This is a genomic window from Bythopirellula superficialaquae, from assembly GCF_059632245.1.
Genome location: NZ_CP197426.1, coordinates 1,112,233 through 1,135,268, shown reverse-complemented (window position 1 = coordinate 1,135,268; position 23,036 = coordinate 1,112,233). Strand labels below are relative to the sequence as shown.

The following is a 23,036-nucleotide window of genomic DNA, read 5'->3' as shown; positions in this document are numbered from 1 at the left end:
ACATCCACCATGATTTTGCAAGCTATGATTGTAAGGAGCAGGTAACGATTTAAACCGATGTAGGAGCCAATCCTATGAACGTGGTACCAATGGGCGGAATATTCGCGGGCGCCGCGGGTGCGCCACTCGCACAAACCGCGGGTTCTGAAACCGAACGCACCCAGCGCGACGGTGTGATACGCGAACGGCGTATCGCCACCGCACAGAGCGCCGAGATGGCCGAAGGAATTGGCACCACCGACGAAGATCAAGAAGCCTCGGAACGCGATGCCGATGGTCGGATGGTTTGGCAGCAGCACGATCCGAAGAACGAACTACCGAATAACGACGAACACCAGGTGACGCGCCAAGCCAAGGACACGACAGGCGCAAGTGGCAACTCACTCGATTTAACAGGATAAAAAGAAGTCGAGAGTCGAGAGCTAAGAGACAAGAGCCTGAAGACCTCTGGCTCTCGACTCTTGACTATTCGCTCTCAGCTCACAGCAAGGATGCATTCAAAATGGCCAATAAATTCTCAACAGGTCTCTTCGGCCTGCTCTCCGCACAAGCGATCCGTGCGTGGATGAGCACTCACGATTACCGTGCTTTTTTCTACGATCCCACGAACGACCCAAGGTTGGGGACCGACGAGCCACGCATCTACTTGTTTTGGCACGAGTATATTTTGGTCCCGCTTTACCTGCGTGGACATTGCGATTTGGTCATGCTCTTGAGCAAACATCGCGATGCCGAAATTCTGTCGCGCGTGGCCCATCACATGGGGTTTGGCTGTATTCGTGGTTCGAGCAACAAAGGGGCCACCGCCGCCTTGTTGAAAATGCAAAGCCGCGGCAAGAATTCTCACATCACAATTACACCCGACGGGCCACGCGGACCGCGCCGGCAAATGGCCCAAGGGGCCATCTTCCTCGCCACCAAGACAGGCATGCCGATCGTGCCGATGGGTTTTGGCATGTCTTATCCCAAACGGGCCAAGAGCTGGGATCAATTCGCGATGCCGTTGCCCTTCTCGCGAGTGCGCTGCGTGATCGGCCCCAAGATTCATGTGCCCAGCAACCTTTCCCGCGACGGCATGGAAGCCGAACGTTTGCGAGTCGAAAAAGTGATGAACGATCTCACGCTTGAGGCAGAACTTTGGGCCGAGCAAGGGGGCACGCGTGAGGGTGACCGCGCCGAAAAACGCAAGGCCCGCATTCGTCAGACCACGGCACAAATTTCCAAACCCCAAATTGCCATCGCAGAAGAAACCCGCCGCAGCGCGTGAAGGTCTCATTCTCTAACGGCTTGCGCACATACCTTTGAGCCGCTAGAATGCGGCGATGCCCAAGACCCTTGCCAACGATGCTTCGATCACCGAACGCGTGCTGAGCGTTTCGCAATTCACCGCACAGCTCAAGGGTGCGATCGAAACGCAGTTTTCGTCCGTTTGGATCGCGGGTGAAATCTCGAACTTCTCGCGGCCTCAGTCGGGGCACTGCTATTTCACGCTCAAAGACGATGCGGCCCAACTTCGCGCCGTCATTTGGCGTACCGCCGCGAGCAAACTCAAATTCGATCTGCACGATGGGCTGGAAGTCGTCTGCCGAGGCGCGCTCGACGTCTATCCGCCCCGCGGCAGTTATCAAATGGTCGTGTCGGAAATCGAACCCCGCGGCATCGGCGCTCTTGAGCTGGCCTTGCGCAAACTCCGCGAAAAATTCGCCGCTGAAGGCTTGTTCGATGCCGACCGCAAACGGCCACTCCCCACGTTTCCGCGGCGCATTGGATTCGTCACAAGTCCGACCGGCGCGGCGATTCATGATTTTCTGCAAGTGATCAAAAGGCGTTGGAGTGGCGTCGAAGTTTATATCTTCCCCGCGCGTGTGCAAGGAACCGGCGCGGCCCAAGAAATCGCCGCAGGCATTCAGTTGGCCAATAAGATGCGACCGACGCTCGATGTATTGGTCGTGGGTCGCGGCGGTGGAAGTCTCGAAGACCTGTGGTGCTTCAACGAAGAGCCCGTCGTCCGTGCGATTGCTGCTTCGCGCGTGCCTACGGTTTCCGCCGTGGGACATGAAATCGACGTCACGCTCGCCGACTTAGTGGCCGACGTGCGAGCGCTCACCCCCACCGAAGCTGCCGAGCGGGTTGTCCCTTCATCGTCGGATGTCTCCGCGCTCGTGCAACTTTACAGCGATCGCATGCGGCGGTCATTGTTTCTGCAAGTCGCCAACTATCGTCAACGGCTCGACGCGCTGGCCAACCGCCCTGCCCTGGCACGTCCGATGGATGCCATCCACTATCAAAGCCGCGTGGTGGATGAACTGGGTTCACGCTTGCACAACACCATCCGCGTCAATCTTCGCGAGCAACAACAAAAGTTAGTCGCCGTCAGCGGCAAGCTCGATTCCTTGAGTCCCCTGGCGGTTCTGGGACGGGGCTACAGTCTGACGCAACATGCCGACAGTGGCAAATTATTAACGACGACCAAGCACCTCAAATCGGGGCAGCTGATTCGCACGCGGCTGGCCGAAGGTTCGGTCGTGAGTACAGTTAAAGAGATAGAACCCCAGTAACCCACCGCTTGCGGCTTCGCGATAAAAATGTGAGAAGGATTTCAACGTGGCCAAGAAAAAACAGAATGACGACGATGCAGAACTGTGCTTTGAGGATGCGCTCAAAGAGTTGGAAACCATCGTCGTCAAGCTCGAAGGGGGCAAACTGGGCCTCGAGGATTCGCTCGAACAGTACGAGCAAGGTGTGCAGCATCTCAAGCAATGTTATCAACTGCTCCGCCACGCGGAACGCAAAATCGAACTCGTCAGCGGGCTCGACGCCGCGGGAAACGCCAAGACCGTCTCGCTGGATGACGACGATGACACCTCTCTGGCCGCCAAAGGCGAGGCCCGCAGCCGCCGTCGCAGTACGGCCGAAAAGGGCTCTAGTAAACGTCCCGCCGCGGGTGAAGTGGACGATGAATCCTCGCTCTTTTAGAATAGAGTGATGAGTATCACCACCCCACCAGCCGGCGTATCGTCGTTTCGCGATCTGATCGAGTCGGCTCTTGCGAATAGCGTTCAGCTTTCGTCGGATTGTCCTGACCGTCTCCGCGATGCCATTGAATATAGCCTGCTCGCGCCGGGCAAACGCTTACGGCCTCAATTGGTGCTGATGGCTTGCGAGCTATGTGGCGGCACTGTTCAGCAAGCGATCCCCGCGGCGCTCGCCGTCGAAATGATTCATGCCTATTCGCTGGTTCATGACGACCTGCCCGCCATGGACAACGACGACCTCCGCCGTGGCCGCCCCACCTGTCACAAGCAATTCGACGAAGCAACGGCTATTTTGGTCGGCGATGCTTTACAAGCCCGGGCATTTGAAATGGTCGCCCAAGTTCAGCCCCCCGAAATTGCCGCCCGCTGTTGCGCTGAGCTCGCCCGTGCGGTTGGATCAGAAGCATTGGTCGGTGGGCAATCTGCCGATCTCGCCAGCGAATTCCAAGAATGCACACTCGCCGAGCTGGAAGCGATCCACCGCCGCAAAACAGGAGCCCTGTTCCGCGTCTCCTTGCGGCTGGGGGCCATCATTGCCGATGCAACCGATCAACAACTCGCGGCGCTCGAAGATTATGCCGACAATCTGGGACTAGCCTTCCAGGTGGTCGACGATCTGCTCGACGTATCGGGCAACGAGGGACACATGGGGAAACGGTTGGGCAAGGATTCGGCCAAAGGCAAGAACACCTATCCGGCGATCCTGGGCGAAGCGGCGAGTCGCGAGCTGGCCGAGAAACTGATTGAACAAGCTTGCACCGCACTCGAAATTTTTGGCGATAAAGCGACGGCTCTGCGTGAGCTAGCGATATTTGTGAGGCATCGAAATACGTGACGCAAACCATTCTTCCGACGATTTCCGAACCGGCCGACATGCAAAAGCTGTCGCTGCCGCAGCTCGAGCATTTGGCGAGCGAAATCCGTGAAGTGCTCTGCAACTTGATTGCCTGTCGCAGCGCGCATTTCGCTTCCAATTTGGGCGTTGTCGAATTGTGCATCGCACTGCACACAACGTTTGATTTCCGCCGTGATCGACTCATCTGGGACACGGGGCATCAGATTTATCCTCACAAGTTGCTCACTGGCCGCTATCCCGAGTTTCAATCGATCCGCACCAAGGGGGGCCTGATGGGTTACCCCAACCCCGCGGAGAGCGATTTCGATTTATTCATGACCGGCCACGCGGGTTCCAGCGTATCGACGGCGCTAGGACTAGCCAGCGGTGATGATCTTCTGCGTAAGGATGAAAAACGGCATTCCGTGGCGGTCATCGGCGACGGCGCGTTTCCCTCGGGCGTGGTCTTCGAGGCCATGAACAATGCCCGTCGGCAGAGCGACAAACTGCTCGTGGTGCTCAACGACAACCGCATGTCGATTTGCCCCCGCGTCGGCGGCGTGGCCGATTATCTCGACCGCCTGCGGATGAATCCGATGTACACCGGCTTCAAGGATGAAGTCGCCAAGATCTTAAGCCATGTGCCGCTGCTGGGTGATCCCACCGAGCGGTTCCTCGTGCAACTCAAAGAAGCCGCCAAGGCAGGTTTGAGCGGCGGCATGATGTTCGAGGATTTGGGCTTCCGCTACGTCGGTCCGATTGACGGCCACAACATCGGTCTGCTACGCAAGTATCTCAAAATGGTCAGCCGCATCGATGGCCCCGTGCTGCTGCACGTCGTAACCGAAAAAGGCCACGGTTTTCAACCCGCCGCCGAAGATCCCGTGCTGTACCATGCACCCCCACAATTCGAGGAGCGCAGCGAACGCCAAGTCACGCTCAAGAAAAGTTCTTCGCGCTCTTACACTCACGTTGCGGCCGAAGCGATTGAAGATCAACTTCGTAACAACCCTCGCGCGACGGTCCTCACCGCAGCTATGTGCCAAGGCAACAAGCTCGAAAAAGTCCGCGATGCGTTTCCCGAACGATTTTTCGACACGGGAATCTGTGAGTCCCACACCGTCGCCTTCGCAGCCGGACAAGCCAAAGTTGGTCTGCGGCCGATTGTCGATATCTATAGCACTTTCCTCCAACGGGCTTACGACCACATCTTCCAAGAAGTCGCCCTGCAGAATCTCCCCGTGACGTTCATGATGGATCGTGGCGGCTTGGCGGGCCCCGACGGCCCCACGCACCACGGCGTGTTCGATTTGGGCTATTTGCGGGTCTTTCCGAATATGGTCGTGATGAGCCCGGGCGATGCGACCGAACTTCCCAAGATGCTCGACTTCGCCGTGCAGTTCGACGGGCCATGCGCGATTCGCTATCCCAAAGCGACGGCCACGGAAATTGTCCGCGAAGCCACCGCCATCGAACTCGGCAAAAGCGAAACTCTCCGCTGGGGTGCCGATGGATGTTTGATCGCTTACGGCCCGCTTCTTGCCAGGGCCATCAAAGCAGCCGATCAATTGCGCGCTGATGGCCTTGATGTGGGCGTAATCAATGCCCGCTTTCTCAAGCCACTCGACACGGAATTGATCCTCAAAGCGATCCGCGAATGCGGCTTTGTCGTCACGCTCGAAGAAGCAACGCTCGCCGGTGGATTTGGCAGTGCCGTCTTGGAAGCCGCCGCCGACGCACACCTCGACGCCAGCCGCGTGCGCCGCTTGGGCATTCCCGACATCTACGTCGAACACGGCGAACGCGACGAACTCTTGGCCGACCTGGGCCTCGACGTGGAAAGTATCGTCGCGACCTGCCGGGAATTGGCGGCGAATAAGGTCCTGCACACTTAAATCATTTACAGAGGACAAAAGTCAAGACGATTACGTGGTATAGTCTTCCTGATTTGATTTTATCACACACTCTGGCATCAAGTGTCTAGTTCCATGCCCTGAAAGGGCATGTTTCAATAGCCCAGGGCGCAGCCCCGGGAAAACCAAGCACCATCAAGGTAGCCCTGAAGGGGCTAGATACTCGGCCGTATGGCTACGCCACATGCCACAATCACTATCCAATGGTCTTTTACACATCGTCTTTAGCACAAAGCATAGACATGCATGGATAGACGCAGTAATCGAAAACGAATTGTTTCCTTACGTTGCAACAATCTGTCGAGAACACAAATGCTTTAGCCATCAAGTCGGTGGCACCGACGACCACATTAGTATTGCATGCTCCCTGTCTCGCACGATTACCGTTGCAGACCTAGTTCAAGAACTCAAGCAAAGCACCTCGAAGTGGATCAAAACAAAAGGCACAAAGTACCAGAACTTCGCCTGGCAAAACGGGTACGGTGCTTTCTCCGTCCGACAATCACAGCTTGAGGATTTGTGCCGATACATCATCAATCAAAGAATTCATCACTCTAAGGAATCGTTTCAAGATGAGTACCGAAAATTGTTGACCCTTTACAAAATCGAATTCGATGAGCGATACGTTTGGGATTAATTATCTTGCCCTTACAGGGCGAACTTGACTTTTCTGCTTGAATACCCAGGGCTGCGCCCTGGGCTACCATATCGAGCCCTTACAGGGCAAATTCCATCGCCTCTCCGCCCCCCTGCTCTCCCCGCTTTTCACGCCGGCTGGTATGCTAAGCCTATGGCCGCTGCTCAACCAACTGTCCGCCCTCGTGTGCTCATGCTCGCCGATGCGAATCGCCCTTCGATTCGTGAACGCGCGCTTGAGCTCCGCCCTTTGGTCGAAAAACACGTTGAAGTCGTCGACCTCATCGACGACTTCACGGCCAACGACGTCGAAACCGACAATATCGACTTCGCCATAGTCCTGGGGGGCGATGGCTCGATGTTGCGAGCTGCCCTGCTGTTGGGTTACGAGCAGCTTCCCATCCTCGGCGTGAATCTTGGCCGGCTGGGGTTCCTGGCCGACTTGCAGCCCGAGCAACTTCCCGAAGTGCTACCACGCGTGGCGGCGGGCGAATATCGCGTGATTTCGCATCTCATGTTTGAATGCGAAGTCGAGCGGAATGGCAAAATCCTCGAACGCGCGTTGGGGCTCAACGAAGTTTCGGTGCTAGCAGGCCCACCTTTCGCGATTCTCGAGATCCAGCTTTACGTTGACGCTGAATTGGTAACCACTTATAGTTGCGACGGTTTGATCGTGAGCAGCCCCGTGGGTTCGACGGCTCACAACTTGTCGGCAGGAGGCCCCATCCTCCGCAAAGACTTGCAGGCATTTGTGATCTCGCCGATCAACGCCCACACGCTCACCAACCGCCCCGTGGTCGACTCCGCCGAGCGCGTGTACGAATTGCGTGTCCCCGCCCCGCTGGAAGGAACAGCATTGGTGGTCGACGGCAAGATTTTGTGCCACCCCGAAAGCACGGATCGAATTCGCATCACGCGCAGCGATGCCCAGTTCCAACTGATCGAAATCGCCGGCTATGGTTACTACCGTACGCTTCGTGAGAAGCTTGGCTGGGGTGGTCGATTGAAGCTCGACGAATAAACATTTATCACCACTTTTCGCATAGGTGCAAGGATGCCCCACTTCAAGACCCTACTCGCTGGTTGCTTGATTCTGTTGATTTCGCAGACGGTGCGCGCTGCCGAGGAATCGTCCGAACAAAAAGTCGAGCTCACCTACAAATTTCGTATGGGAGAAGTCTTACGCTACAGCGTGAAGCACTCGGCCGACATCGAAAGCACGATCGAGGGGACCAGCCAGCAAGCCGAAACCACGAGCGAATCAATCAAAGCTTGGAAAGTGACCGACGTTTTGCCTAACGGAGAAATGGAATTTGTCCACCTCGTCGAGGTCGTGAAGATGAGCAACCGTGTCCCCAACCGGGCGGTGACCGAATTCGACAGCGAACGCGACAAAACACCACCACCAGGATTCGAGCAAGCCGCCCGCGCCGTGGGCGTGCCGCTGTCGGTGATTCGCATCAAGCCCAGCGGCGAAATCGTCAATCGCGAGGTCAAGCATCCGCAGCCGGAAGTCACCGACGACATGCCGATCACACTGCGACTGCCCGAGAATCCCGTCGCGGTGGGTGAAGAATGGAGCGAAAGTTTCGACGTGTCCGTCGACACCAAAAGCGGTGCCAAGCAACAAGTTCGTACCCGTCGAGTCTGCAAGCTCGATACCGTGCAGAACGGGATCGCCACGATTAACGTGGAGTATCAAGTGCTGACACCCGTGAGCGCCTTTGTCGAATCACAACTCGCCGAACGGATGGCTAAGGGCACCGTGCGCTTCGATATCGCCAAGGGCCGTATCGCTTCGCAACAGATGGATGTCGACCGCCGCGTGCTCGGCTTCTCAGGAGATTCGAGCCTAATGCACTTTGTTTCACGGCTCGAAGAACGATTGCTCAAGCCCCAAGATCGCTTGGCAAAGAAGCCGTAATCAAGCGGCATCCGCCTCCAACCATTCTTCAGCTTTCACTACGTCGATAAATTTTCGCGCGTTGTAACCTGCGTTACGCAGCGCGATCACTACAAAATCGTGAGAACAATCGTCGGGACTCAACAAAAGTGCTGCCTTGGTGGATCGCTTAATACCCAACTCTTCGAGTTCCTTGTAAGCCAAGTCATAGTTTTCCGCCACCGACGAAACATTCCTTGAATCTCTCAAATCGAATAAAACCGATTTCACGCCAGTTTCATCGGCAAATGCTTCGGTACTCAAAGCGATTTGGTGAGAAATTTCGGGAGTAATCAGTCCACTCACTCGCACATACTGATACTTTCCAGAGTCGACTAACGAAAGCTCGATTGGCATGAGCCCACTCATATCAAGGTCGGATTAATCTTCTTCCAGCCAGGCAATCGCCTCGGCTTCATCAGTAAACGTCTGGAGATTGAAGCCCGCGTTCTTGATCGCGGTCGAGGCAAAATCTTCCGAAGTATCGGTCGGTAGCCGCATCGAGGCAATCTTCGTCGAGCGGTCGATATTCATTTCTTCCATGTCTTTGTAGGCCAAATCATAGTTGGCTGCGACGGACATCATATTGGGCATACCCCGCGGATCGATGAGACGGTGACGGATCCCAGTCTGATCGGCCAATTCATCCAGCTGACGAATCATCTCAAAAACCACCTCAGCGGTGACCGGCTCATCCACGCGGCAGACGAGATACTTGCCAGACGGGCCAATTGTCGTGGTAACGCTCATCGCGATAACCTGGAGGAGAGCTTGTGCGATGCAAGGGAGAGGAGGGATTCTTACGGAGGAATTATAGCTTAGTAAGAAGTTCTCAGCCTGTCAGCGGGGTCCTACATTACAAATTCTGGCAACCGCTTTCGCTCAGGCCCTGACTCTAGATTTTGCGCAGAAGGATGTTACGTGTTATGAAAACACGACCTTGTAACTTGGAAATGCACGCCAACTACACAAGACGGATTATTCGTAAGCGCGCTTACTTTCCGAGGAGAAGAGCATTTCTGCTACAAGCTGCGAGCAAGAACCGACCACCCACAACTGCTTCATGCGGCAGGCGGTGGTGTGCAGGACACTTCGTGGACCATTACCACATCATGCGCGGCGCTGCCCATCTTGCCTGCCTGGGCGGTCAAATGCGACCCACCCACTACGACAATCCGGTCGCCGTTCACTGTCAAACCCACGCGGCAGGTCCAGTCTTCGATTTGCTTGATCAGCTGTTCGACGTTCTCCGCCGGTGCATTCCGCAGCGGTGTCACGCCCCAATAAAGACACATTTGGCGAAGCGTCGATTCTTTGCCGCTCACACCGACGGTCGGCACAAAATTCCGTAGTTGCGACAACGCTAACGCCGTGCGACCCGAATGGCTCGCCACGACCACCAGTTTGGCTTTGAGCGTATGAGCCATCGTTCCCGCGCCACGCACCACTGCACTGGTCACTTCATGCAGGCCATCAACTTTTTTCTTGCTCGGAGCACGCAGTGGTTGATCGAACATGCTCGCCTCGGTCGCCAGCGCGATGCGATTCATCATCTCGACGACTTTGTGAGGGTGCTTGCCAATCGCCGTTTCCCCTGAAAGCATACAAGCGTCGGCTCCATCCAGAATCGCGTTCGCCACGTCGGTCACTTCGGCCCGCGTCGGCCGCTGCGATTCGTGCATGCTATCGAGCATCTGTGTAGCGATGATCACCGGCTTGTGATACTCCTGACACATGCGAATGATCCGTTTCTGAGCGATCGGCATTTCGGCAACGTCGATCTCAACACCCAAGTCGCCTCGCGCGACCATGATGCCGTCCGATTCCATGACGATTTCTTCCAATCGTTCAAGCGCTTCGCGTTTTTCGATTTTGGCAATCACGCGTGCCTGCGAACTGCTCGAACGCAGAATATCCTTGAGCGTACGCACCTCGTCCGGCGAACGCACAAAACTGAGGCTCACAAAATCGGCCCCCGCCTTGGCAGCCCAAATTGCATGCTGATGATCCTCGACGCTGATCGCGGGGGCACTCAATCTAACACCCGGCAAATTGATACCTTGCCGACTGCGAATGATCCCCTGTTGCAAAACCCGCAACCGCGCACGATCCGGCATCAATTCTTCGACGACCATGCTGACCGTGCCGTCGGCGAGCATCACTTGATCGCCTACCGTCAGTTCATCAATGAGCGGTTCGTAACTGGTGACCAGTTCATGGGGATCGGTCGGCTCGCTTTTGACGAAAAAGAAAGTCTCGTCTCGGTGGCAGAAAATATGGTCGTTGGGGAGTTCGCGCAACCGGAACTTCGGCCCCGCCAGGTCGACCAGGATCGCCAGCGGCTCGTTGATGTCTTCGCTCACCTGGCGAATACGGTTAACGTGCTCCTGCTGCACCTCGGGACCACCATGGGCCATATTCAATCGAAAGACCTTCGCCCCCAACTTCGCCAAAGCTGCCAACTGAATCGGCTCGCGGCACGAGGGCCCAACCGTCGCCACGATCTTCGTACGGGCGGTTTGAATTCGTTCAAGCGGCAAATCGTACTCGTCCATAAGATGCTCTATCTGGTCTAGGCCGCCGGTGAGATTCGTCAGGTGGGAGGGGGACGTGCCGGTGGGCACGTGGTTGGTTATCGTCGCCATTATTGTGGCCCTAAGTCGCCGCCAAGGGAATATGTTTTCATCTCGCACGCGGTGACCACGTTGGCGACAATCTCGTGGCGAACACCTCCCCAAGCCTAGGTTTCTTTATGAAAGTCCTAGCGCATGACGCATTTTGCCGCTAGACAAGCGAAACTTTGCAGACATCATTAGCATTACAAATAGTACAGACGGAACTTATTGTGGCCGCAGCCGCAAGCGATATGAATCATTGGGAAAATAAAATTGGCTTGGTGACGGGGGCCTCGGGCGGCTTGGGGCTTGCCATTTCACGCGCGCTTGTCAGTCATGGTGCGACTGTCTTGATGAATGCAAGAAGCGCGGGCCCGCTCAACGAAGCTGTCGATCTCCTGCAAGCTACCGTTGGCAAAGCGTTCGCCCTGCCGGGCGATGTCACCGTGCAAGATGACGTTGATCGTATTGCCGAAACTGTTCGCACCCAATTCGGCGGGCTCGACTTCTTGTGCAACTGCGTGGGCCAATCCACCCGCTCGGCAATCCTGGAAACAAGCCCCGAGGATTTCGAGCGCCTCTGGGATGTCAACTTTCTGACCATGGTGCGGATGACCCGTGCGTTCGCACCCACATTGATCGAACGCCAAGGGCATCTCGTCAACATCAGCTCGCTCGCCGGCAAAATCGCGACTCGCTACTACGGCAGCTACCCCGCCACCAAATACGCCGTGAGCGCTTATTCGCAGCAGTTGCGTTTAGAACTAGGACCGCAGGGGCTGCACGTGCTCCTGGTTTGCCCCGGCCCAATCACACGCCAGGAAGGCGCGCCGCGTTACCAAACTCCCGAGAACCTTCCCGCAGAAGCCTCTCAGCCAGGCGGCGGAGCCAAGATCAGCAGCCTCGACCCCGATCGCCTCGCCGAACAAATTCTCACCGCGTGCGAACGGCGCGATCCCGAGTTGATCGTTCCTGGCAAAGCCCGCCTCTTGATGGCACTCGCTGCGTTGTCACCAAAGCTTGGCGATTGGCTGCTTAAGAAAATGACAAGCAAGTAAGAATCGCTGAACACTTATCTTCGCTAACCTCCACTAATAATAATTTATTAGCGTTGATTAGTGGTAATTAGCGTTCCTAAAAATTCCGACGACGTTGTGTGACAAAACCGACCAGCATTCCTACCAAAACCAAACTCGCCGGTTCTGGCACATTCAAGACAGCGAGCGGTAGCAAAACGTCTATGCCATAGTTCTCTTCCCAAGAGGAGAGATCCTCGGCACTGAACGGATTAGGCGACCCACCCCGCTGCCAGGCGAGAAAGTCTCGGCCGTCGACATCCAAATCACCGTCGAAATCACCCGGCAACAGATACACGACCAAACCTTCGCGCAATTCGCTTTCCCCGGCAAGCAGAAATTCAAACGTCAGATCACGCTGCCCACCCAGCGCATAAATTTCGCCCAGGGTATAGCTCGTATTCTCATCAAAAGTCGTCGTGCCGAGGTCCTGTACTTCCGTGAGGCGGTTCATCTCTTCTTCCGGCGGAGTGGCAAACCAATCACCATCGTCGATCCCCTGCATCTCAAACGAATTCCAACCCACAAAATTGAGTGACCCCAATGGCGATGTGATCGTGTAAGCTTCCACCTCTTGCGAGAACGGCGTTTCATTGCGAACCAACGCTTCGCCAGTCGCTAAGTTGACCGTCATCACAATCGTGTCGCGAACTGATGACTCGCCCGTGTACACCACGTCGCCCAGCACCTCGACACCGTCAGCGGTTTCAAACACAAACGCGACGTCCTCCCCCGCGGGCGTATCAAAGGCAAACAGCTGTGCGTCGTAGGCATCCCCCAAATCGGCGTTCGTCACGCCTGTGAAATTGAGCGAGCCCGAGGCATTCTTCTGAATGGCGTATTGCGATGTATTGCCACCCCCCAGATTCCAGCCCGCACCCAACGCTTGAAGCTCCAAGGGGGCAATCGAACCCGACGGCGAAGTCACAGACAAATAATTGATCGCGATGTTTTCGCCCGACGAATTGGAAATCGTCATGTCGCCCGTGCCTCGATCGATCGTCAACGTCAGCCGATCCACGTCGGGCACGCTGTTGGTGACCAAATACACTTGTCCAGTCGACTTGCTGGAAATAAACATCTCGCCGTTGGATCCGCGCCCAAACCGGCTGTCGTTCCGCGAAACTTGTAGCAGCGTGTTCATGTCGTCCGCCGTGCGATCAACGTCGCCGTCACCATCCACGTCCAATGTCAAATGCAATCGCTGGATCTCTGCCTGCGATAAAGCCGCCGGCAATTCGCCGTCGGCCAGCTGCGTGTGCGCGCCGAGCAATTCATCGAGTGCCGACTGATACACACGGCCATTGGCGTTGGCGTGGTCGAGGAAAATGTATTGATCCTGAAGCTGAGGATCGGAATTGTTTTGAATCGTGAACCCACCCGCGATGGAAACTCCGGCGAAGCCGGTGCCGAACGACGTGTCGTGATCGTACTGGGCCGCGGGATAGATAAAGTCGTTCAGCTGCCACTCATTCGCCGGAAGTGGCTGAATCCCCACGCCGACGCCATAACCGCCGGAACCGGGAAGCTGAACCCAAGTCCCTTCACGGCTCGACCAGCCATAGTTCCCGCCGTTCTGAAGCACGTTCACTTCTTCGATATTATCCCGCCCCGGCTCGGCCACGATAACATGTGTGCCGCCGGTTTCATCGCGTGCGAACGACAAGTGATGTGGATTGCGATGCCCCAGCGTATAAATCTCCGGCAGATAACCCGGTTGCCCCGCCAGCACATTCCCCGGCGTCGTATATCGGCTCGGGCCATCCTGCAGCGGATTGATGCGCAAAACTTTCCCTAACGCATTATCCGGCGCACCGCCACCCACGGTCGTCGAAAACTGGCTGCCGTCGCCGTGAGCGATGTATAGCAATCCATAATCATCGTCCCCCGGCTTGGCGAAATTATTAAAACTCATCTGCTTGACCGGATGATCGAACACCGGCATCTGCACGCGAAACAATTCCCGATAGCCGCTGACCTGATTCGCTTGCCGGTCATAGGTCCATTCGGCGACCAAACTTTCCGCGGCGGGATTGGCGAGCGTCGTCCCCAAATAATTCAACCCCGCGACGCCGCTTGGCGAATCCACCAACGCCGACGTATAAAACTTGCCATTAAGCGCGAACTCGGGATGAAACGAAATATTCCGCAATCCGCCGTGCGTGGAGTTACTGTTATCAAGCACAAACCCGTTATTCGGATTCGCAACGAATTGGCTTACCGCCGTGTTGTAGTTGAAAAACGACGAAACACTCACGCCCCCCACGCCGTTGTCGCGCAGCGAATAAATATTCCCGTTCTGCGTTGTGACGAATAGATCTTCATTGCCGGTGTTTAAGGGTTGAGTCGTCATCGAGATAATCGGCGAAGTGGGAATACTGGCGTAGCGTTTCATCCGCAGCGTCGCGCCAGAAAACGTCGTGATCGGTCCCGTCGGATGCGACTGTGCATGAACGCTCTGCGCGGCTCCCACTAAAAGCAGCACCACAACCAAAGAACTCTTTTTTCCGACATAGCCGGCGCGAGCCGGTAGTCTTCGCAACAGTAACGGAAGTCCCATCAAAATAAGCACTACACATGTTGGTTCTGGCACCAACAACCCACCCGACGGCGGTGGATCAAAACCTGCGACCCGCGCTGGATCATCTTTCAACAACCGATAATCTGCGAAATCCACTGTGCCGTCGCCATTGAGATCGCCGTCGTCATATTCCCCGGCCTTGAACAAGTTGGTGCTCAAGATTCGCATGTCGGTCGAATTGCACACCCCGTTGCCGTTGATGTCGCAGGCCAGAAAGTTGTCGAGCACCACGTCGCCAAACCGCGTTCCGACGCGCAGCTCGTCAATCGAAAAATCGAAATTGGAATCCGAAGTAAACCGCCCCACCCCCAATCGATCGGCAAAGAAATCAAACCCCGCGAACGTCACGCCCCCCGTGGGATCGACCAGCGGCGACGAATAACTCGGATTCTGCCAAACGGTAATCGCATCGCCACCCGCGGCCGACGAAAGATCGAACTTAATCACAAACAGATTCACCGCCGTGTTCCGCGCCCCTAAGGGCGAAGCCAACGAAGAATTCTGATTGATGCGAAACCCAAACGTCGAACCACCCAGAAAATCCGTTTGCCCCACGCCCAAGTGAAACGTGCGGTTGCCGTCGCTATTCCCGCCGTTGTGCATCTCGAAGGCAATATAGTTGGTATTGCTCGATGCGGAGTTTTGGTAAAGGTACGACAGATAGACGGTTCCGTTATAAGAAGATTGAAACGGATTGGTCGCGTTGTCCAGCAGACGATGCACGCGGTTATTGTTCGTGGGACTGAACAAGCTTCCCCCCGACGAACTCGGATATGTGCCGTTGCTATAAGCGAGCGAACCAGCGTTCACGTTCATCGAGCTGCCATTGCTCGAATACCAAGCCCCCGTAAAGCCCGCCACGGTCGGATTCTGCCCGGCGAGTCCCTGCGAAGTGTTGTACTGACCGCTCGCGGGACTACCGCCCGTCAGGAATTGCTCTTCGATAATCAGATAGCCGTGCACGCTCGGCAGTTGCCCGAGGCAAGCACTGATTGCTAAGACCCCCACGGCCACCCAGTGGCGCCATACGGTCGTGGATCGAGACACCCAACTCATGCTGCGTTTCCTAAAAAGCGGTTTCGCCAACAAGTCTCGCCTTCGCGGCAACGAATTTAGGTTCACCACGAAAAGCGGAAAGACAAGCTCCCTTAAGAGGCCTTCATTCTAAGCCAATCTCCTGGCCAATAGAACGAAACGGCGCCGGTTTGAATCGGTTTTTTGCGCGAAATACGCACGTTTTTGAATTCGGTGAGCCCTCCGCAACGCCCGCCGCGAACCACGGGCGGAAAACCGCTGCAATCCGCACACCCGTTTTAAAAAGTGCAACCACCTCCCGCCTACGGGCAAATACTTAGCTGCAACGTACTTTTCGTACACCACCAGCCGCGGCAGGCCCATTCTCGCAACTATGTTTGGACAGATCGTGGCAACTTCGCTGCACGAAAAGACCTTACGGTGAAACGAGATCCCGAGCGATCACTCCACGGCCCATGACATGCGCCGCGCGGCCCACCGCGACAGCATTTATGACCAAACAATTCAAAAACCGCCGCATCCTGATCGTCGACGACAACGAGGCGATTCACGCCGACATTCGTTCGATCTTGGAACCCCCGCGCGTGAATGCCGAACTCGATTCGCTCTCGGCTGCCTTGTTCGACGATGCAATTCCCGTCAGTTCCCACGCGGTGAAGTACGACATCGAATCCGCCTATCAAGGCGAAGATGGCTTCAACATGGTCTGCGCGGCCAACGCAGCCGGCAATCCCTATGCGCTCGCTATCGTCGACGTCCGTATGCCTCCCGGCTGGGATGGCATTCACACGATTCAAGAATTGAAGCGGCTCGATCCGCTCCTGCAGGTCGCTATCTGCACGGCCTACTCCGACTACTCGTGGCAAACCATCCTCGACAAGTTCGGGATCAACGATTGGCTTTTGATTCTGAAAAAACCGTTCGACGTGGTCGAGGTAAAACAGCTCGCTTGCTCGCTGACCGAAAAATGGAATCTCTCCAAATGGGTCGCGATGCGAACCGTGGAACTCGAACAAAGCCTCGAAGAACACGCCCAGAAGCTGGAAGTTGCCAACGGCAAGCTCAAGGAGCAAGTCCAATCGCTGGCCGATGCCAACACGCATCTCTCGCGCGAAATGGAAGCCCGCCGCGAAGCCGACGAACGTATCCGCCACATCGCGTTTCACGACGCGCTCACCGGCCTGCCCAATCGCATGCTGCTCTCCGACCGCATCAACGAATGCATCGAACGGAGCAAACGCCAACAGGAATACCACTTCGCCCTGCTCTATTGCGATCTCGATAATTTCAAAATCGTCAACGACAGCCTCGGCCATCGCGTGGGCGATCAATTGCTCACGCACATCGCCGAACGGCTTCGCCACGCCCTCCGCACGACCACTCGCGACATGCGCGGCGGCTATGACGTCGTTTCGCGCTTGAGCGGCGACGAGTTTGTTGTGCTCTTGGACAATATTGTTGGCGAAGAGCACGTCATGCAGATTGCCGACCGCATTCGCGAAGTGGTTTGCCAAACTGTCAAAATCGATCAAAACGAATTGCTTCCCAGCATCAGCATCGGCGTGGCGATCAGCAGCGGCGAATACGACGACGCGACCGACATGCTCCGCGATGCCGACACGGCTTTGTACCACGCCAAGGATTCCGGCAAATGCTGCGTGTCGATGTTCGACTTGAACATGCGCACGCAAGTCACCCACCGTATGAACTTGGAAAGTGATCTCCGCCGCGCGATCGAAGAAGATCAATTCATCGTGTACTACCAGCCGATCGTTTCGCTCATCACGGGCGAAATTGTCAGCCTGGAAGCGCTCGTTCGTTGGCAACATCCGGTGCAAGGATTGCTTTCGCCCGATGCGTTTATCTCGGTGGCCGAAGAAACCGGCATGATCGACGCGATCGGCGAGAGCGTCTTCCGCCAGGCCCTCGATCAAGTTGGCCATTGGCGCAACACGCTCTCCGAAGCCCGCGAGTTGAGCGTCAGCATCAATCTTTCGCCGCGGCAACTTCGCAATCGTCGCATCGTGAATCTGATCGACGAGTGCTTACACAACCACAACTTCGACCCGTCGGCACTCAAACTTGAAATCACCGAGTCGGCCATGATGACCGACCTCGCGATGGTCCGCGAAATCATCGAAGACATCTCTGCACGGGGCATCGAGTTTTATCTCGACGACTTCGGCACGGGCTATTCCTCGCTCAGCATTTTGCACACGTTGCCGTTCTCGACAATCAAGCTCGACCGCAGCTTCGTCAGCAATTTGGACAAAGAACTCGAAAGCCCCACGACGGTTCAAGCGATCGTCATGCTCGCCAAAAACGGCGGCGTGAAGCTCGTGGCCGAAGGGATCGAAACCTACGAGCAATTGTGCCAACTCCGTGAGCTCGATTGCGAACTCGGCCAAGGCTACTTCTTCTCCAAGCCACTCCCCAAACGCGACATCGAAGACCTCCTGCGCAAAGGCACCCGCCACCTCGTGCAAGTCGAAATGAACGCCTCCATCCCGGCGTCAATTTAAAGTCCCCTCGCCCAGTACTCTGGGAGAGGGCTCGGGTGAGGGTCTTCGTATCGGTGGCTTCCAGCCGCTGACTGTGGCTGACCTCTCCGAGGTCGGATCATCCATCATTCCCGCGCAGTCGGGAATCCAGGCCCCAGCCCCAAGCCCCCATCCCCTAATCCCCAGCCCCCAACTTACTTCTTCTCCAACAACTGCCGACTCGTCTCCTTCAACTTCCCCGCAATCCGTTCAGCCAGCGCCGCCAAAATCGCCGGCAAGTCCACTTCGATCCGCAAGGCATCGTCGGACACATCCAACCGGCCGGTCATTTTCTGCCCGAGCGAGCTCGCCTCGAAGTGGAGCCGATCCCCTTCCCACCGCTGTTGGCAAGCGACCATCCCCTTCAAGCCGCCGGTCATCTGCTGCTGAAGCTGACCAAACCCCTCAGCAATCCGCCGCCGAGCTTCCTCGCGGCCGAGCTGATGGGGAACACTGACAGTGACAGGTCGCGACACGGCGTTTTCTTTCTGCATGCGAACGTTGATGAAGTTGGAACGACAAGAATAGTACGCAGTTGCGAGCTACGAGTCACGAGTCGCGGGTGCCGAGTCGTTAGCTGTTAGCCGCGACGTGTCGCGAAGCGACGCGGAGCGTGTGATCAGCAACGCGGAGCGGGTTCCCAGTGTGGCACAAGTCTCCGACTCGTATCGGTGGCTTCTAGCCGCCGCCTGTGGCCGACCTCTCCGAGGTCGGATCCTCCGTCATTCCCGCGCACGCGGGAATCCAGATCCCGGCATCCAAATCCAGGGATGTCGTCGCCAAGGCTCCTCAATCCCTGGCTAATGGCTGCCATCCCTTCGGGATAAATTAGCAAGCGTTAATCAACCTATCGAGTTCGACGTAGGTAACCTCTGGATTCGGAAATCATCCCGCAGCGATGAAAGCGATTAGCCGGTGGTCAGATCGCACGAGCTCCGCGAGTGTGGTCGCCACCACCGGAATCGAAATCGGGAAACCCCGCGGCCGAGCAATTTGCATGGTCTACCGACACAACAACGCCGAGGCCGCAATCTCTATGACGAACGACGGCGCATCAACCCACCAAGCAATCCCACGCTCAGGAGAATCGCAGCACTCGGTTCGGGAACGCTCACTTGAGCAGTCAACGGACTACCCAGATAGTTACTTTGCCAAATTCCGAAGGTGGCCTGTGAGTACAGCGAACCAACACCACGCTGCCAAGCAAGAAAGTCGCGGCCATCAACGTCGCCATCTCCATCGAAGTCGCCAGCAAACGAACGCGACATATTGAGTTCAACCGCGCGGAGCGCTTTTGTAAGCTCCCACACATCGTCCGGACCATAGAGGTCGTTTGCTGCTTGAATCAAATGCGTGTACGCATTGTTGAAGTTCTCGTTGGCAGTGAAGTACTCGGACACAGCCCGATACCAGATCTGCTCAACCTTGTCGAAACCGATGCCGGTGATTTCGAAGCCATTGAACGACCCACCTTCAGAAGCGAGATACGCCGCATGACTTACTATAGGGGAATTAATATGTACGCCATAATTATCCACCCATTCGGTCCAGTAGTTCGGGCTTAGATACCGGTCTGGATAATAATAATAAACACCATCACTGCTGAATTGCACCGATCCTGGACTGGCATGATTGAGTACAACTGTTCCATTCTTGTCTAATGTCAACCAGTCGGTTTCTCCTGTGATATGACGCTCAAAACCAACGCCTAATATTTCTGCGAAGGCCTCGTTTAATGCTCCGTGCTCACCAGAGTAAGCTCCGCCCACATCATAATGCCATATTCCATGGGACATCTCGTGCCCAAAGGTTTCGGGAGTCACGTTTCCACAACAAAACCGTAACTCTGGACCACGACCTGGCTCGAACCAAGCAGAGCCTTGTTGGCAAGTCGATGGATTCGTGCCATTGTAATTCACCAACACTCGATAAGTATCAACAGGATATTGCCCTCCGGCACTGAGTCCGCCCTGCCTGTTAGCTCCATTCCGCCCAAACCTTTCTAGATAGTAAGCATGGATTTCACCGGTAAGCTCATAAGCGATGTCAACATCTGTTGATCCATAAGTCGGACCTAGCACGGGACTTGGCCCGCGCGGAGGCTGTCCTTCTGTGCGGCCAAAAACATAAGGTGCATATTGCACGGGATAATCCGAAGACGTCGGACCATAGTCCGCATAACAGGTATTATTGTTATTTGGATTACTACAGTCGCCGATTTTTCGAATGAATGCATACGTGTCCTGCGGTGCAAGCGCCTCGCATAGGACAAGCAACAGACAGATATTCCTGAGAATAGTCATGCCGCCATCATATCTACGGTATTTGATAGAAGCCAGAGACTTTTCAAGCTGCTGCCAGCCACGCCGCCAAACCGTTAAGATGCCCCTTCCCCCCCATATAGGCCGGAATCCGCCGGAGGCTGATGCGCAGTTCCGGCATCGAACCATCATTGGCGTGGCATAAGTTCTCGGAATTCTATCAGCCGGAAGGGGTTTATTGATGTGCAATCCGTTTCATCGCATTCGCGTGATTGCACAAGGAGATAGATGCCAGATTCTTCAGTCGCCTAGGCTCCATCAGAATGACGAGTAAGGCGCAACAAAAAACCGCGAGGCAACTTACGTTACCTCGCGGCTTAGCTTCTCTGTTCAGGCCCCAATGATCAGGTGCCGAATTCCGGACGGCGGCGGCCCAGTTGGCTTTGCAGCCGTTGGACGATCGCGCTGTGCATCTGGCTGACGCGGCTTTCGCTCAGGTCGAGCGTTGAGCCGATTTCTTTCATCGTCATCTCTTCGTAATAGTAGAGAATGATGATCAGCCGTTCGTTGCGATTGAGACCTTTGGTCACGAGCTTCATCAGGTCTGACTTCTGAATGCGTCGCGTGGGATCTTCGCCCTTTTTGTCCTCGAGAATATCGATCTCGCGGACGTCTTTGTAGCTGTCGGTCTCGTACCATTTCTTGTTCAGGCTGATGAGGCCGACGGCATTGGCGTCGCTCATCATCTTTTCGAGCTCTTGCACCGAGATTTCCATCTTCTCGGCCAGCTCGATCTCGGTGGGCGAACGGCCCAAGAACGCTTCGAGTTGCTTGACGGCTTCGTTGAGCTTGCTGGCCTTCGAGCGGACCAGGCGTGGCACCCAGTCCATGCTCCGCAACTCGTCGAGCATCGCACCACGAATACGTGGCACGCAGTAGGTCTCGAACTTCACGCCGCGGCCCATGTCAAACGCCTTGATCGCGTCCATCAGGCCAAAGACGCCGGCTGAGATGAGGTCATCGAGTTCCACGCCGTCGGGAAGCCGCGACCAGATGCGTTCGCCGTTATATTTCACCAGCGGCAGATAGCGTTCGACAAGGCGGTTGCGCAAGTCGCGGCTGCTGGGGTTTTTCTTGAATTGCTGCCACACTTCAGCCATCTCATCATGTGGCTTGGTGATGGCTTCTTCTATCTCGACGGTCGATGATACCATGCAATCCTCCGTGATGCTTCCTAAGGTCGCCGACTCAGCGGCAACCTGTATACGAGAATCCCTTCTCGATGTGTATAAGCTTGCTCAATCCGCGGCGTTTAGTTTGACTTGGGAGTTTGGTCGACGCCCGTCATGGCATCGATTTCGGCTTGCATCCGCTTGCGGACCGATTCGTCGATCGTTGCCTCGGCAATCGCTCCGACCATCAGACCCACGGCTGCTAATAAACCCATCATGGCCAACGCTTGAAGAATCGTCCCGTCGAACCCTGCACCGTTCTTGAGAGCGCGGAATAGCACGCAAAGCATTCCGACCAAGGCTAAGATGCCTGCATAAGTGCGAGCCACGTGACAAGTCCCCAACGGCCTCAAACTTTCTGCAACCCCGCCATTTTAACGCTTGATTGCAGGCCATCAGACTTTCAAAAGTTATCGACATCATCAGGTTTATAGTTGAGTTTTGTTGGAAAAATGGAAAAGAATTTTTCAAAGTCGCGAGTGCTCCAAGCCTTCGCGCGTCATGAGCGCTGCGGCTTGAGATTCGAGAGCGTGACGCTCCGACTCACGCGGCAAGCGATGAGAGTAAACACAAACTTGCGACAGCACGTCGGCCGCTAGCAGCCGCACCGATTGGCGATGACCGCTGGCACTTGTACACGCGACTTGGGCTGAGGCTCCGACGCGCTTCATCCCGAGGAATTGCCGACAGGTTGAGCTGAACCCTTCGCCGACGCGCGTGCCGAGGGCGGGATCATCGCATTGATTCACCACCAATCGCAATTTGCCGTCGACGTCGCCCCAGGGAGCGAGCTTCACGGCGGTGTAGGCATCGCGAACGGCGGCTGTGTCGGTCGTCGTCACGAGCAAGATTTGCAGCGCGGCCGTCCACATCCGTTCGACCCACGGCGACATGCCAAAGCTGGCGTCGAGCACGATGAGGTCGGCATGACTATGGAGCGAACGTAACTCAACAACCAAACGTCGGAGCGAGCGAATGTTGATTTCAGGGGATTCGTCGGCAGCATGCGTGCCGGCCAGCAAGTGCAAGTCGGGGGTGATCGTTTCCAAAACTTCACTTGCCGAACGTGCGCCGCTCAATACTTCCGCGATGCCCGCATCGGCTTCCGTTTCCAGCATACCCGCCAGTTTCGGATGCAGCAGATTGCCGTCGACCAGCACGACTCGCTTACCGAGTTGTGTGAGCTCCTCGGCCAAGCGAATTGCGACCGTGCTCGTGCCCACGCCAGTCTGCGCGCCGCTGACGACGACCATCGGCACGCCCGGCTCGAGAGCCGTGTGTTCCTTGATCGTTTCGCGGACTAGTTGTCGCAATTTGTCGGCTTGGTCGAACATA

The 23,036-nt window shown here is 56.0% G+C and carries 20 protein-coding genes; 11 read left to right on the top strand and 9 right to left on the bottom strand.

All coding sequences use genetic code 11. The features are described from left to right. The first annotated feature begins 74 nt into the window (after positions 1–74). From SH678x_RS04710 to SH678x_RS04670, 9 genes are all read left to right on the top strand, one after another. A complete protein-coding gene (locus tag SH678x_RS04710; RefSeq protein WP_496921732.1) occupies positions 75–401 on the top strand; it encodes a hypothetical protein in 327 nt (108 codons plus the stop codon). A gap of 101 nt (positions 402–502) precedes the next feature. Beyond that, complete coding sequence (locus SH678x_RS04705) at positions 503–1,267, top strand: lysophospholipid acyltransferase family protein (RefSeq protein ID WP_496921731.1); 765 nt, start codon at positions 503–505, stop codon at positions 1,265–1,267. Positions 1,268–1,322: 55 nt separating this feature from the next. Beyond that, positions 1,323–2,558 (top strand): exodeoxyribonuclease VII large subunit, encoded by a 1,236-nt coding sequence (gene xseA, locus SH678x_RS04700; RefSeq protein WP_496921730.1) that lies wholly within the window; start codon positions 1,323–1,325, stop codon positions 2,556–2,558. A 46-nt stretch (positions 2,559–2,604) separates the two neighbouring features. Beyond that, on the top strand, positions 2,605–2,976 hold the full coding sequence (xseB, locus tag SH678x_RS04695; protein WP_496921729.1) for an exodeoxyribonuclease VII small subunit: 372 nt from the start codon (positions 2,605–2,607) through the stop codon (positions 2,974–2,976). Positions 2,977–2,985: 9 nt separating this feature from the next. Beyond that, complete coding sequence (locus SH678x_RS04690; RefSeq protein ID WP_496921728.1) at positions 2,986–3,870, top strand: polyprenyl synthetase family protein; 885 nt, start codon at positions 2,986–2,988, stop codon at positions 3,868–3,870. Next, a complete protein-coding gene (gene dxs, locus SH678x_RS04685) occupies positions 3,867–5,765 on the top strand; it encodes a 1-deoxy-D-xylulose-5-phosphate synthase (protein ID WP_496921727.1) in 1,899 nt (632 codons plus the stop codon). Before SH678x_RS04690 ends, dxs begins: the two co-directional genes overlap by 4 nt. Positions 5,766–5,967: 202 nt before the next feature. Beyond that, on the top strand, positions 5,968–6,420 hold the full coding sequence (locus SH678x_RS04680) for a transposase (RefSeq protein ID WP_496921726.1): 453 nt from the start codon (positions 5,968–5,970) through the stop codon (positions 6,418–6,420). A 153-nt stretch (positions 6,421–6,573) separates the two neighbouring features. Further along, complete coding sequence (locus SH678x_RS04675) at positions 6,574–7,440, top strand: NAD(+)/NADH kinase (RefSeq protein WP_496921725.1); 867 nt, start codon at positions 6,574–6,576, stop codon at positions 7,438–7,440. 33 nt (positions 7,441–7,473) lie between these two features. Then, positions 7,474–8,343, top strand: coding sequence for a hypothetical protein (locus SH678x_RS04670; RefSeq protein ID WP_496921724.1), 870 nt, complete (start codon positions 7,474–7,476; stop codon positions 8,341–8,343). Here SH678x_RS04670 and SH678x_RS04665 read toward each other — a convergent pair whose 3' ends face one another. From SH678x_RS04665 to pyk, 3 genes are all read right to left on the bottom strand, one after another. Beyond that, positions 8,344–8,718, bottom strand: a complete 375-nt coding sequence (locus SH678x_RS04665; protein ID WP_496921723.1) for a hypothetical protein — start codon at positions 8,716–8,718, stop codon at positions 8,344–8,346. It abuts the gene before it with no gap. A gap of 24 nt (positions 8,719–8,742) precedes the next feature. After that, positions 8,743–9,111: a hypothetical protein gene (locus tag SH678x_RS04660; RefSeq protein WP_496921722.1), complete on the bottom strand. Its 369-nt coding sequence runs from the start codon at positions 9,109–9,111 to the stop codon at positions 8,743–8,745. A gap of 311 nt (positions 9,112–9,422) precedes the next feature. Next, the gene (gene pyk, locus SH678x_RS04655) at positions 9,423–11,006 is read right to left on the bottom strand and encodes a pyruvate kinase (protein ID WP_496921721.1); all 1,584 of its coding nucleotides are present in this window, start codon (positions 11,004–11,006) and stop codon (positions 9,423–9,425) included. Between the two features lie 200 nt (positions 11,007–11,206). Between pyk and SH678x_RS04650 the strand changes: the two genes are divergently transcribed. Beyond that, entirely contained in the window at positions 11,207–12,034 is an 828-nt protein-coding gene (locus SH678x_RS04650; RefSeq protein ID WP_496921720.1) for an SDR family NAD(P)-dependent oxidoreductase, read from the top strand. 76 nt (positions 12,035–12,110) lie between these two features. Here the strand turns inward: SH678x_RS04650 and SH678x_RS04645 are convergent, their stop codons facing one another. Then, on the bottom strand, positions 12,111–15,689 hold the full coding sequence (locus SH678x_RS04645; RefSeq protein ID WP_496921719.1) for a PQQ-dependent sugar dehydrogenase: 3,579 nt from the start codon (positions 15,687–15,689) through the stop codon (positions 12,111–12,113). Positions 15,690–16,159: 470 nt separating this feature from the next. Between SH678x_RS04645 and SH678x_RS04640 the strand changes: the two genes are divergently transcribed. After that, the gene (locus SH678x_RS04640) at positions 16,160–18,190 is read left to right on the top strand and encodes a GGDEF/EAL domain-containing response regulator (protein ID WP_496921718.1); all 2,031 of its coding nucleotides are present in this window, start codon (positions 16,160–16,162) and stop codon (positions 18,188–18,190) included. Positions 18,191–18,363: 173 nt separating this feature from the next. Here the strand turns inward: SH678x_RS04640 and SH678x_RS04635 are convergent, their stop codons facing one another. The 5 genes from SH678x_RS04635 to SH678x_RS04615 form a co-directional block, all read right to left on the bottom strand. Continuing rightward, positions 18,364–18,684, bottom strand: a complete 321-nt coding sequence (locus tag SH678x_RS04635; RefSeq protein ID WP_496921717.1) for a polyhydroxyalkanoic acid system family protein — start codon at positions 18,682–18,684, stop codon at positions 18,364–18,366. Between the two features lie 558 nt (positions 18,685–19,242). Further along, the gene (locus tag SH678x_RS04630) at positions 19,243–20,511 is read right to left on the bottom strand and encodes a M4 family metallopeptidase (protein ID WP_496921716.1); all 1,269 of its coding nucleotides are present in this window, start codon (positions 20,509–20,511) and stop codon (positions 19,243–19,245) included. Between the two features lie 362 nt (positions 20,512–20,873). Beyond that, positions 20,874–21,629, bottom strand: a complete 756-nt coding sequence (locus SH678x_RS04625) for a FliA/WhiG family RNA polymerase sigma factor (protein ID WP_496923057.1) — start codon at positions 21,627–21,629, stop codon at positions 20,874–20,876. A gap of 152 nt (positions 21,630–21,781) precedes the next feature. Beyond that, positions 21,782–22,030 (bottom strand): hypothetical protein, encoded by a 249-nt coding sequence (locus SH678x_RS04620; RefSeq protein WP_496921715.1) that lies wholly within the window; start codon positions 22,028–22,030, stop codon positions 21,782–21,784. 138 nt (positions 22,031–22,168) lie between these two features. Then, positions 22,169–23,035 (bottom strand): MinD/ParA family ATP-binding protein, encoded by an 867-nt coding sequence (locus SH678x_RS04615; RefSeq protein WP_496921714.1) that lies wholly within the window; start codon positions 23,033–23,035, stop codon positions 22,169–22,171. Position 23,036: the final 1 nt, after the last annotated feature.